Raw genomic sequence first — 12,834 nt, 5'->3', positions numbered from 1 at the left:
AAAAAAAACCGCCTATATTGGCGGTTTTTTGTTTTATTGCGTAAAGAATAGTCAATGGGTATTTATTATCTAAATAATAGTGCTATTCCGTATTCAGCTGTGGCAATAACTGAAGCCCGCTAAAGTATGGTACATATAGAGAATATATATAGGTTCAAGGAATAGGTGGAATATGGCGTTTTATGGTGATACTGACGCGCAAGAAACCCAAGAATGGCAAGATGCTTTCGACTCGGTTTTACAACACATGGGAACGGAGCGAGCGGCCTTTTTGCTTGAAAAGCTCTACCAACGCGCAATCGCTACCCATGTTCCCATTCAGCGTCTAAATACTCCTTATCTCAACACCATTTCAGTTGAAGAAACCCCAGCCATGCCGGGTGACCAAGACATGGAACGCCGTATTCGCGCATTGATTCGCTGGAATGCTTTGGCCATGGTACTGCGTGCCAATAAAACCGGTGACGATCTCGGTGGTCACCTGGCCAGTTTTGCTTCTTCAGCCACCTTGTATGATGTCGGTTTTAACCATTTCTTCCGTGCAGGCAATGATCATTTCGGCGGTGACATGATCTATTATCAAGGTCACTGCGCACCGGGCGTATATGCACGTTCATTTCTTGAAGGCCGCCTGACCGAAGAACAACTGGGTAACTTCCGCCGTGAAGTGAACGGGAATGGTCTGCCAAGTTATCCGCATCCTTACTTAATGCCAGACTATTGGCAGTTCCCGACCGTATCGATGGGTCTGGGTCCAATCATGTCGATCTATCAGGCACATATTCAAAAATATTTGATGAACCGTAGTCTGATCAAAGAAGAAGACCGTAAAGTCTGGGCTTATCTGGGCGATGGTGAAATGGACGAGCCAGAAAGTACCGGTGCGATTTCACTTGCGGGTCGTGAAAAGCTCGATAACCTGATCTGGGTGGTGAACTGTAACTTACAACGTCTGGATGGTCCTGTTCGCGGTAATGGTAAAATTATTCAGGAACTTGAATCACTGTTTCGGGGTGCCGGCTGGCGTGTCATTAAAGTGGTATGGGGCCGCCATTGGGATCCGCTATTGGATAAAGATAAATCTGGCGCGCTGAAAGCGATTATGGATGAAGCGGTAGACGGTGATTATCAACGTTACCAAGTGAAAGGCGGGGCATATACCCGTGCACACTTCTTCGGTAAATATCCTGAAGCTGAAGAGCTGGTGAAAGACCTCAGTGATGAAGATATTGATAATTTAAACCGCGGCGGTCATGATCCATACAAAGTGTATGCGGCTTATGCCGAAGCAATGAAGTCAACAGGTCAGCCAACGGTCATCCTGGCGAAAACTGTCAAAGGTTATGGTCTGTCTGAAGAAATTGAAGCAGTCAACAAAACGCATCAGATTAAAAAGATGCAGCTTGAATCTTTAAAATACGTTCGTAACCGTTTTAACCTGCCATTTACTGATGAACAGCTTGAAGAAGTTCCATTCTATCGTCCAAGCGAAAACTCGCCTGAACTGAAATACATGAAGGCGCGTCGTGAAGCTTTAGGCGGTTATCTGCCAGCGCGTCGTAAAGAAAGTGAATCATTGCCAATTCCTGAGTTGTCTGTATTTGATGCCGTGTTAAAAGGCTCAAATGGCAAGCAGCAATCGACCACCATGGTGATGGTGCGTTTAATTTCTGCATTATTAAAAGAAAAAGCCATTAAAAACCGCGTGGTGCCGATTGTTCCCGATGAAGCGCGTACTTTTGGTTTGGAAGGCATGTTCCGTCAGTTGGGTATTTACGCTGCACATGGTCAGAAATACACCCCTGAAGACCAAGAACAGCTGATGAACTATCGTGAGGCCAAAGATGGTCACATGCTGCAAGAAGGAATTAACGAAGCCGGTGCGATGAGTGCATGGGCGGCATTGGCCACCAGTTATTCAACCAATAACTTGCCGATGATTCCAATGTACATGTACTACTCGATGTTCGGCTTCCAGCGTATTGGCGACATTGCATGGGCTGCGGGCGATGCTCAGGCACAAGGTTTCTTGCTCGGTGCAACAGCAGGCCGTACCACATTAAATGGTGAAGGCTTGCAGCATCAGGATGGTCACTCACACATTCTTGCCGGCACCATTCCAAACTGCGTGGCGTATGATCCATGTTTCGGTTATGAACTTGCGGTGATTGTGCATGACGGTTTACAACGCATGTATGTCAACCAGGAACGTGTGTTCTATTACCTGACAGTAATGAATGAAAACTACGAGCATCCGCCAATGCCACAAGGGGTTGAGGAAGGCATTAAACGTGGTATGTACTTGCTTGAAGAAGATGAAAAAGCCACTGTTCAGTTATTGGGTTCAGGCGTGATTCTGCGTGAAGTGATTAAAGCTGGGAAAATTCTGCGTGATGAATACCAGATCAATTCAAACGTGTGGAGCGTAACCAGCTACAACGAACTTGCACGTGATGGCATGGCCGTTGAAGAATACAACCGCCTGCATCCATTGGCGGAAGAAGCACAAGAAGGCTGGGTCTCTCAGCAATTGCGTAGTACCGACGGTATCGTGGTTTCTGCAACCGATCATATGCGTGCCTATAGCGAACAAATCCGTGCCTATCTTCCCGACAACCGTCCATATGTGACTTTAGGTACAGATGGTTATGGCCGTTCAGATACGCGTGGCAATTTGCGCAGTTTCTTTGGTGTCGATGCAGCGCACATTGTGGTTGCGACATTGAAAAAATTAGCGGATGAAGGCGAAGTGGATGCGCGTTTAGTCAAGGATGCGATTTCAAGCTTTGAGCTAGATACAGACCGTCCAGTAGCGTGGGCGCCTCAAACCCATCCAGAAGTTCAAGCGGTTGCGGATTATAAAGAACCAACAGGTGAGGAGAACTAAGCATGCAAATCAAAACACCTGATATTGGGGTCGATAAAGCCACCGTTGCAGAAATTTTGGTCAAAGTGGGCGATAGCGTTGATGTGGACGACAGCCTGGTTTTGCTGGAATCGGATAAAGCCTCTGTTGAAGTGCCGAGCACTTCAGCAGGCGTGGTGAAAAGCATCTTGGTTAATCTGGGTGATAATGTTACTGAAGGCGTGGCATTGGTCGAGCTTGAATCAGAAGATGCATCCAATGCGGCAACTGAAGTGCAAGAGGCGGATGCTTCAGAAAAGACTTCGGAAAATACCCCGACCTCGCTGCCTGATCAGGAAATTAGGCAGGAACTGGCATCACATCAGCCGCATCAAGCAGCAAATTCTACTCAGGCTTCTAAAGCTGCATCGAGCAGCAGCATTGTTGAAGTTCAGGTACCGGACATTGGCGTAGAAAAAGCGCTGGTGGGCGAAATTTTGGTACAAGTCGGCGATGCCATTGAAGTTGACCAAAGCATTGTCGTGGTTGAATCCGATAAAGCGACTGTAGAAGTGCCAAGTTCAGTTTCAGGTAGCGTTGAAAGCATTGAAGTTCATGAAGGCGACACGGTAAAAGAAGGCGTGGTGCTGATTAAAGTCAAAGTTGCTGGCGGCACCCAAGCTGACACTGTAGTTGAGACTCCAAAGGTAGAAAACGTACCAGCCGCTGCAACGAAATCTGAACCTGTGGCAGAAGCTGCTCCCGCTCAAAGCGGTGCAATTGAAATTAGCGTGCCTGATCTGGGGGTGGATAAAGCCACTGTTGCTGAAATTTTGGTTAAAGTCGGCGATACGGTTGAAGCGGATCAAAGCATCATTGTGGTTGAGTCGGATAAAGCCACGGTTGAAGTACCCAGTTCTACAGCAGGCGTGATTAAAGTGATTCACGTTGAATTGGGTCAAAAGGTCTCTGAAGGCATTGCACTGGTTACGATTGAAGGTAAAGCGCAAGCAGATGCTGCACCTGTTGCAGCTAAAGCTGAAGCACCGAAAGCAGCAGTTACAAAAGCAGAAACAGCCCCGGCTGCACCTTCCGCTCAAGCGGCAGCGACGACGGATAATGCAGACAAGCTGACCAAAGAGCAGAATGCAGCCAACTCGAAAGTCTATGCTGGCCCTGCTGTGCGTAAACTGGCACGTGAATTGGGTGTGATTTTATCAGAGGTGAAAGCATCTGGTTCGCATGCGCGTGTGATGAAAGAAGATCTGAAGGCTTATGTTAAAACCCGCCTCACGACGTCGCAACCTGCTCCTGTAGCAGCTGCTGCCGTTCAGGCAGCCGGTCTGCCAAAACTTCCCGATTTCTCTGCATTTGGTGGTGTTGAAGAAAAAGCCATGACACGTTTGCAACAGGTTTCTGTGCCGCAACTGTCATTGAATAACTTCATTCCTCAAGTCACGCAGTTTGATGCTGCGGATATTACCGAGCTTGAAGCTTGGCGCGGCGAGTTGAAAGGCAACTTTAAGAAAGAAGGTATTAGCCTGACCATTTTGGCTTTCATTGCCAAAGCTCTGGCGCATCTTTTAAAAGAAGAGCCTTATTTTGCAGGTCATTTGGCGGATGATCAAAAGTCAGTATTACTGCGCAATGAAATCCATATGGGGATTGCTGTAGCAACGCCTGATGGTTTGACCGTACCTGTACTGCGTAACCCGGACCAAAAATCAGTGAAGCAAATTGCGGTTGAACTGGGTGAATTAAGTAAAAAGGCACGTGAGAAAAAATTATCACCGAAAGATTTGCAAGGTGCGAATTTCACCATTACCAGTCTGGGTTCAATTGGCGGTACCGCATTTACCCCGCTGGTGAACTGGCCTCAAGTGGCGATTTTGGGTATTTCACCTGCAACCATGCAACCGGTCTGGAATGGTGAAAGTTTTGATCCACGCCTGATGTTGCCATTGTCATTGTCTTATGACCATCGTGTGATTAACGGCGCTGATGCTGCACGCTTTACCCATAAATTGACCAAGCTTTTAGCGGATATTCGTACTTTATTGCTCTAATCAGTTCATAAAGCATGAATCATAAAAACCCTGTTCCGGCAGGGTTTTTTTATGGGCATAGATACAGATTACGAAGATGTCGGGAACATAGGACTCATCTCATCTTCATCGCTTAATTTTATTTTTTATCCTGCGTTTCAAAAGCCAGTCAGCAAATTGATTTGATAAAAAACAGCTTTGCGATTAAAATCACCGCACTTCATTGGGGAGTAGCCGCTTTTTACGCAATGTAAAAAGGTGATGGTCAACATAATTGTTCAACAGAACATGGTCATCATAGCAAAGAACCAATTCAGCTTTTCTCAAAGCTTTTTTTGTTGGCAAGACCTTTGATTTATCACTCCGCAGATTTTGGCTAGCAGGAGCGGTAAGTCATCGGCAAATTTTGCTAGCCAGAGAAAGATCACATGTATGAACTGCTCATCTCAACCGCTATTGTTGCCCTTGCTGAAATGGGTGACAAGACCCAGTTATTAGCTTTGTTGCTGGCAGCCCGTTTTCGAAAACCTGTTCCTATCCTGCTTGCCATTTTATTTGCCACTTTATTGAATCATGGTATATCGGCTGTTCTCGGCCAGTGGATTACCACGGTATTAAGCCCAGTCGTGTTGCTTTGGATTGTATCGGTTGGCTTTATTGCGATGGCACTGTGGATGCTTGTTCCAGACGAACTGGAAGATGAAACCGATAATATTAATAAATGGCAAAAATATGGCGTGTTTGGGGCAACCTTTGTGCTGTTCTTCCTGGCAGAAATAGGCGACAAGACCCAAGTGGCAACGGTCGCTTTGGCTGCGCGTTTTGACAGTGTGTTCTGGGTAATGCTAGGAACCACAATCGGAATGATGATTGCCAATGCACCGGCAGTCTTTGTTGGCAACAAGCTGGCGGACAAATTACCAATTCCACTGATTCATAAAATTGGTGCGAGCATCTTCTTAATCATTGGTGTGGCTACTTTGGTGCAACATTACTTCCTGTAAAGTCGAATGGTAGTGAAAAATCCTGGCATTTTAGTCGGGATTTTTTATGGCTAAATGTGCCACAATTTACTGATAAATCTGACAATATTTCAATATATCTGTGTTGTAAATCGCCCTAATTCCCTATATGTTGTAGGGCATTAAAAAATGCACTTTTACAGCAATATTTGGGGGAATGGGTTATGGCATTTGATCGCACTACATCACAAGTGTTATTTGATAATGGCACACATAAATGTATTAGCTTTACCAGTCTGGTCAAAGGTGAGGGTGTACAGGCCAACCAATTTCTAATTCTGGATAATGAACGTGCCGCAGTGCTGGATCCAGGTGGCGATTTAACCTATGTCCCACTGACCATGGAGCTGAACAAATATACCCGCCTGACCAATCTGGATTATGTGATGGCTTCACACCAAGACCCCGATATTATTACTTCGATGCCACGCTGGTTGGTGTATACCGAAGCCAAAGTGGTGGCATCTAAACTCTGGGCGCGTTTCTTACCGCATTTGAACTCGGCCTTTATGAGTGACCGAATGAAAGGGGGATGGCTGGAACGCCTGATTGAATTGCCAGACCATGGTGGGATCATTCCTTTGGGCGAGTCACGTATTATTGTTGTTCCTGCGCATTTCCTGCATTCTGTTGGCAACTTCCAGTTTTACGATCCGATTGCGAAAATTCTGTTTTCAGGCGATATGGGCGCGTCGATGGTGGATGATGCTTCTAAGCCGCTGGAAAACTTTGCGGCGCATATTCCAAAGATGAAAAGCTTTCACCAGCGCTATATGTGTTCCAATAAAGTGATTCGCCTTTGGGTCAATATGGTTCGCACCATGGATATTGAAATGATCGTGCCACAGCACGGCACGCCATTCATGGGTAAAGAGCAGATTAACCAGTTCCTGGACTGGATTGAAAATTTAGAGTGTGGAATCGACTTGATGGATGAAACGGTATTTACCTGCCCTGAATAATATCTTTGCTGTTCACTGATTTATCTTGCGTATAAAAGCAACATTTTTTATATTTTTCCGCCTAAAAAACTTTTTTTGATGACGAGAATTTATAAGAAATGTTGTCTCAAGTTACTACGCAGGATGCATGTTTGAGTTGTGGAGCATGTTGTGCTCATTTCCGGGTTTCATTCTATTGGGCGGAAGGCATTGCCATGCCGGAGCAGTATACCGAACCGCTTACTGCGGTTTACTCGTGTATGCAAGGCACCAATCAGGCACAGCCCTATTGTGCAGCGCTCGAGGGAAAAATTGGTGAACAGGTCAGCTGTGCAATTTATACAGTGCGCAGTTCTAGCTGCAAAGAAGTGCAAATTGCCGATGAGCAATGTAATAAAGCCCGCCGTGCCTACAATATGATTCCGCTTATAACTGTTGAAACAGCAGAACCAGTTAATGACGACGATTTTGATCAGGTGATTTAATGGTCCATAAAATTAAATCTTCAGCAGCATAATGCAGCAGAGTGGCTGTTTTTGAACAAAAAACCGCGTAAATGTTCATTAATAAAAATTTATTTTGCATTGCGCTTTGAAATTAGCATGAATAAACCTGTATTTTTTGTTTATAATAGCGCACGGAAATTACCAGTGAGACTGTTATGTTGACCATCGTTCAAGAAGCGCTAACCTTCGATGATGTCTTATTACTCCCTGCCTACTCAACTGTTCTCCCAAAAGATGTCTCCTTAAAGACACGCCTTACTCGTGGCATTAATCTGAATATTCCCCTTGTTTCAGCTGCAATGGATACTGTGACAGAATCACGTATGGCAATTGCGATGGCGCAAAACGGTGGTATCGGCATCCTGCATAAAAACATGGATATTACTGCTCAAGCAGCTGAAGTACGCCGTGTGAAAAAATTCGAAGCAGGGATGGTGAAAGATCCTATCACTGTGACTCCAGAAACAACGGTTCGTGAATTGATTGCGGTGACTCAAGCCAACAATATCAGCGGTGTACCTGTTGTTAAAGATGGCAAAGTTGTTGGGATCGTGACAGGTCGTGATACACGTTTCGTGACCAATTTAGAGCAACCCGTCAGCAACATCATGACTGGGCAAGACCGTTTGGTGACTGTTCGCGAAAACGAATCTAAAGAAAATATCCAAGCCTTATTACAAAAAAACCGTATTGAAAAAGTATTGGTGGTTGGTGACAACAACGAACTTAAAGGTTTGATTACCGTTACCGATTTCCGTAAAGCAGAGCTTTATCCAAACAGCTGTAAAGATGACCTCGGTCGTCTGCGTGTAGGCGCTGCAGTCGGTACCGGCATTGAAACCCCTGCACGTGTTGAAGCACTGGTTGAAGCTGGCGTAGATGCGATTGTTGTCGACACGGCACACGGTCACTCTGCGGGTGTAATTGAACGTGTTCGTTGGGTTAAAGCCAACTATCCGCAAGTTCAGGTGATTGGCGGTAATATCGCAACCGGTGATGCTGCATTGGCTTTACTTGATGCCGGCGCCGATGCGGTTAAAGTGGGTATTGGTCCGGGTTCAATCTGTACGACTCGTATTGTTGCCGGTATTGGTATGCCGCAAATCTCTGCCATTGACAGCGTTGCCAATGCATTGAAAGAACAGATTCCTTTGATTGCTGATGGTGGTATCCGCTTCTCTGGCGATATGGCAAAAGCCATTGGTGCAGGTGCAAGCACCATCATGGTCGGTTCATTGATGGCAGGTACTGAAGAAGCACCGGGCGAAGTTGAATTCTTCCAAGGCCGTTACTACAAAGCTTACCGCGGTATGGGTTCGTTAGGTGCAATGGCGGGTGCGACGGGTTCTGCAGACCGTTATTTCCAGGACTCTAAAGCCGGTGCTGAAAAACTGGTTCCAGAAGGCATTGAAGGTCGCGTGCCTTACAAAGGCCCAATGGGTAATATCGTGCATCAAATGATGGGCGGTTTGCGTTCATCTATGGGTTATACCGGTTCTGCGGTGATTGAAGATCTTCGTCAAAATGCGAAATTCGTGAAAATTACTTCAGCGGGTATGTCTGAATCACATGTGCATGATGTGACCATTACCAAAGAAGCGCCAAACTACCGTGTTGGTTGATTTTTAGTAATCCAAGCTATGAAAAGCCGTCATTTGTATGACGGCTTTTTTGATTTTGGTGTAAAGTAATTGCGGATAAAATTGGATGATGAATATCATCACACCTGTATAAGAAGTGAGTAAAAAATGAGTTATTTTGGAACAGATGGTATTCGTGGAAAGTTTGGGGAACTTCCAATTACACCTGAATTTGCGCTTAAGCTCGGGTTTGCTGCGGGGAAGGTATTAAAGCAATATAGCAAGAAAACTAAACCCATCGTTGTTTTAGGCAAAGATACCCGTTTATCTGGCTATATTTTAGAATCTGCCTTGCAAGCCGGTTTAAATGCTGCCGGGGTGTATGTTCATTTATTGGGGCCATTGCCAACACCAGCCATTGCCCATTTAACCCGTGCTTTACATGCCAGTTTAGGCATTGTGATTTCAGCCTCGCATAACCCTTATTTTGATAATGGGATTAAATTCTTCTCAAGCGAAGGCAAAAAACTGCCTGATGAAGTTCAGGAAGCGATTAATCAAGAACTTGAAAAAGAATTAAAAATTGAAGATACCGCAAACCTGGGTAAAAGCGTTCGTGTCAAAGATGCCAACGGCCGTTATATCGAGTTCTGTAAATCAACCTTCCCTTACCATTTTGACTTAAGCAATTTAAAGATTGTGGTGGACTGTGCCAATGGGGCTGCCTATAACGTGGGTCCTTCGGTATTTAAAGAATTGGGTGCTAAAGTTGTTGCACTGTATAACGAACCCGATGGTTTAAATATCAATAAAGATTGTGGTTCAACCCATCCGGAAAACCTGCAAAAAGCAGTAGTTGAGCATCAAGCTGACTTGGGGATTGCCTTTGATGGCGATGCCGACCGCGTGGTTTTGGTGGATAGATATGGCCAGTTGGTCGATGGCGATAACATCCTTTATATTCTGGCGACCCAAGCCAGTCATAAACCTGCGGGAATTGTCGGGACCGTGATGAGCAATATGGCACTTGAATTGGCACTCGAGAAAGCCCAAGTTCCATTTATACGCGCCAGCGTAGGCGACCGTTATGTGCTGCAAGCACTGGATGAAAATGGCTGGGTAATTGGCGGTGAACCATCCGGGCATATTCTGACTCTAGACAAGAGCACCACAGGCGATGCGATTATTGCAGCCTTGCAAGTGTTGACGGTCATGGTTGAACAGAAAAAAGCCTTGCATGAATTGGTTGCCGATTTCCATTTATTGCCTAATGTTTTGGTGAATGTTCGTTTAGAAGCCATGTTTGATCCCTATGCTGTGCCTGCACTGGTGACTGAATTTGATAAAGCGGAGCAACAGCTCAAAGGTCGTGGCCGTTTACTGATTCGTAAATCAGGAACTGAACCGATTATTCGTGTCATGGTTGAAGGCGAGGATCTTGCAGAGGTAACCACACTGGCAAATTCATTGGCTGATGCTGTACGTGCCAACGCCGCTTAAAATAGGGGAAAAGTGAATGAGTGATCTGATTAAGGATCTGAGTGAACTGCGTCTAAACTATCAAAAGGGCGAGTTATACGAAGATCAGGTCAATCCCAATCCGCATATGCAATTTTTGCAATGGTTTAATCATGCACTAGCTGCACAGCTACATGAACCTTATGCCATGTCGCTGGCGACTGCGAATGCACAGGGCCGTCCGCATGTACGTACAGTCTTGTTGCGCGGTGCTACTGAAGCGGGTTATGACTTCTATACCAATTATGACAGCCAGAAAGGTCTGGATCTGGCCGAAAATCCGTATGCTGAATTACTGTTTTACTGGCAGGAACAGGAACGTCAGATCCGGATTAGCGGCAAGGTTATTAAAATTTCGGAAGAGGAATCGACGGACTACTATCATAAACGTCCGCGTGAAAGTCAGATCGCCGCTCATATCAGTACTCCGCAAAGTGGTGTGGTCGCCAGCCGTGAAGAATTGCAGCAGCGCTTCTGGAATCTGCATCAGCAGGTCGCTAATCAGGAAGAGCTGGACAAACCTGAATTCTGGGGTGGCTATCGTTTGCAACCAGATTATTACGAATTCTGGCAAGGCCGTCCAAACCGTTTACATGACCGCTTGAGTTATGAAAGAATCGACGGTACATGGAAATTACAGCGGCTCATGCCTTAAATGCCAAAAACCCTGATTCAGCAACGACCTTTTATTACACGCCCTGAAAATATTCAGGGCGTGTCGCCCTTTATTGCGCAAATTTTAGCGCGCCGTGGTGTGCAATCCGAACAAGAACTTGAACTTAAACTGAAGCATTTACTTGCTCCAAATATGAAAGGTTTAGAACAAGCCATTCAAATTATGGATCAAGCCATTGATCAGAATAAAAAAATAGTCATTGTTGGCGATTATGATGCGGATGGTGCAACAAGCACTGCATTGATGGTTCTGGCTTTAAGAGACATGGGCGCAAATATTGAATATTTGGTTCCGGACCGTTTTAAATATGGTTATGGTTTAACACCGAAAATTGCAGATCTGGCGTTTACAAAGTATCAGCCAGACCTACTGATTACGGTCGATAATGGTATTTCCAGTCATGCTGGGGTTGAACAAGCCCAAGCACATGGCATGCAGGTGATTATTACCGATCACCATTTGACCACCAAGGAAACGCCTACGGCCGAAGCGGTGGTGAATCCAAATCAACTGGGCTGCGACTTTCCAAGTAAGGCCTTGGCAGGGGTGGGCGTTGCATTTTACTTGCTTGCCAACCTGTCGAGTCACCGACGTAAATCAGGAAAATCAAGTTCCAAGGTGGCACAGTATTTAGACCTGGTTGCACTGGGTACTTATGCAGACGTTGCAAGTCTGGATTATAACAACCGGATCTTGGTGGATGCCGGAGTTAAGCGGATTCAGCAAAATCAATGTCGTGCAGGGATTAGTGCTTTGCTGGATATTGCAGGACGAGAGCCACCTCAACTCAAGGCACAAGATTTAGGCTTTGTACTTGGTCCTCGAATTAATGCGGCTGGGCGTATGGAAACCATGGACATAGGTATTGAATGTCTCATGGCGAGCGATATGCAAACTGCCTATCCACTGGCGCAGCAGTTGAATCAGTTAAACGTTGAGCGTCGCCAGGTTGAAGCGCAGATGAAGCAAGAAGCTTTATCTGAATTAGCAAGCTTGCAATTGGATCAGGCAGATTTACCTGCAGCTTTAATTCTGTTTGAACCGCATTGGCATCAAGGGGTGATTGGCATTGTGGCTGGTCGCTTAAAAGAACAGTTTCATCGTCCAAGCATCGTTTTTGCGGCAGATGATGATGGCATTCATATCAAAGGTTCTGCACGTTCAATAGAAGGCGTGCATATTCGGGATGCGATTGAACTGATTGCGGAACAACATCCGCATTTGGTCAGCCACTTTGGTGGACATGCTGCTGCAGCGGGTTTAACCATACAGAAACAGCACTTTGAAGAATTCAAACAGGTTTTTGAGCAATTAATCTCGACTATGGATGAGTCGTTGTTCCATGCCACTTTATGGACCGATGGTGAATTGCCGACGGCAATTTTTCAAATTGATACAGTCGATCTGCTGCAAAACTTAACCCCATGGGGACAAAAATTTCCATCGCCGATTTTTGAAGGTGTATTCAAAGTTTTAGATTATCGCTGGTTGAAAGAAACCCATTTAAAACTGCGTTTGGCTTTGGATAATGGTCAAATTGTGGAAGCAATTGCCTTTAATGCCAGTGAAAAATTCGAATTTGATGCCATGCAAGATAGTGTTCGCCTGGTCTATGAACTGGATAAAAATGAATTTAATGGCAACGTGAGTTTACAACTGCGTGTCATGCATTTAGAACAATAAAAAAACCGCTCAAATGAG

General features: G+C 45.4%; 9 protein-coding genes and 1 riboswitch. All 9 genes read left to right on the top strand.

The window, feature by feature from the left end:
* Window positions 1–172 precede the first annotated feature (172 nt).
* The 9 genes from aceE to recJ all read left to right on the top strand — a co-directional run bounded on the left by aceE (window position 173) and on the right by recJ (window position 12,816).
* Window positions 173–2,887 carry a pyruvate dehydrogenase (acetyl-transferring), homodimeric type gene (gene aceE, locus E0H81_RS11370; RefSeq protein ID WP_131318999.1) on the top strand — a complete coding sequence of 905 codons (2,715 nt, stop codon included), beginning with the start codon at window positions 173–175 and terminating at the stop codon, window positions 2,885–2,887.
* A gap of 2 nt (window positions 2,888–2,889) precedes the next feature.
* The gene (locus E0H81_RS11365; RefSeq protein ID WP_131318997.1) at window positions 2,890–4,911 is read left to right on the top strand and encodes a 2-oxo acid dehydrogenase subunit E2; all 2,022 of its coding nucleotides are present in this window, start codon (window positions 2,890–2,892) and stop codon (window positions 4,909–4,911) included.
* Between the two features lie 192 nt (window positions 4,912–5,103).
* Window positions 5,104–5,246, top strand: a riboswitch (yybP-ykoY riboswitch).
* Between the two features lie 72 nt (window positions 5,247–5,318).
* On the top strand, window positions 5,319–5,894 hold the full coding sequence (locus E0H81_RS11360; protein ID WP_131267749.1) for a TMEM165/GDT1 family protein: 576 nt from the start codon (window positions 5,319–5,321) through the stop codon (window positions 5,892–5,894).
* Between the two features lie 182 nt (window positions 5,895–6,076).
* A complete protein-coding gene (locus tag E0H81_RS11355; protein WP_131267748.1) occupies window positions 6,077–6,874 on the top strand; it encodes an oxygen-binding di-iron domain-containing protein in 798 nt (265 codons plus the stop codon).
* A 98-nt stretch (window positions 6,875–6,972) separates the two neighbouring features.
* Window positions 6,973–7,338, top strand: a complete 366-nt coding sequence (locus E0H81_RS11350) for a YkgJ family cysteine cluster protein (RefSeq protein WP_131267747.1) — start codon at window positions 6,973–6,975, stop codon at window positions 7,336–7,338.
* 176 nt (window positions 7,339–7,514) lie between these two features.
* Window positions 7,515–8,981 (top strand): IMP dehydrogenase, encoded by a 1,467-nt coding sequence (gene guaB, locus E0H81_RS11345; protein WP_131267746.1) that lies wholly within the window; start codon window positions 7,515–7,517, stop codon window positions 8,979–8,981.
* Window positions 8,982–9,107: 126 nt separating this feature from the next.
* Window positions 9,108–10,439, top strand: a complete 1,332-nt coding sequence (glmM, locus tag E0H81_RS11340) for a phosphoglucosamine mutase (protein ID WP_131318995.1) — start codon at window positions 9,108–9,110, stop codon at window positions 10,437–10,439.
* A 16-nt stretch (window positions 10,440–10,455) separates the two neighbouring features.
* Complete coding sequence (gene pdxH / locus E0H81_RS11335) at window positions 10,456–11,112, top strand: pyridoxamine 5'-phosphate oxidase (protein WP_131318993.1); 657 nt, start codon at window positions 10,456–10,458, stop codon at window positions 11,110–11,112.
* A complete protein-coding gene (gene recJ, locus E0H81_RS11330) occupies window positions 11,113–12,816 on the top strand; it encodes a single-stranded-DNA-specific exonuclease RecJ (protein WP_131318991.1) in 1,704 nt (567 codons plus the stop codon).
* The last annotated feature ends 18 nt before the right edge of the window (window positions 12,817–12,834 follow it).

The organism is Acinetobacter terrestris (genome assembly GCF_004331155.1).
Classification (GTDB): Bacteria; Pseudomonadota; Gammaproteobacteria; order Pseudomonadales; family Moraxellaceae; genus Acinetobacter; species Acinetobacter terrestris.
This window is presented reverse-complemented; position numbering and strand designations above follow the sequence as displayed.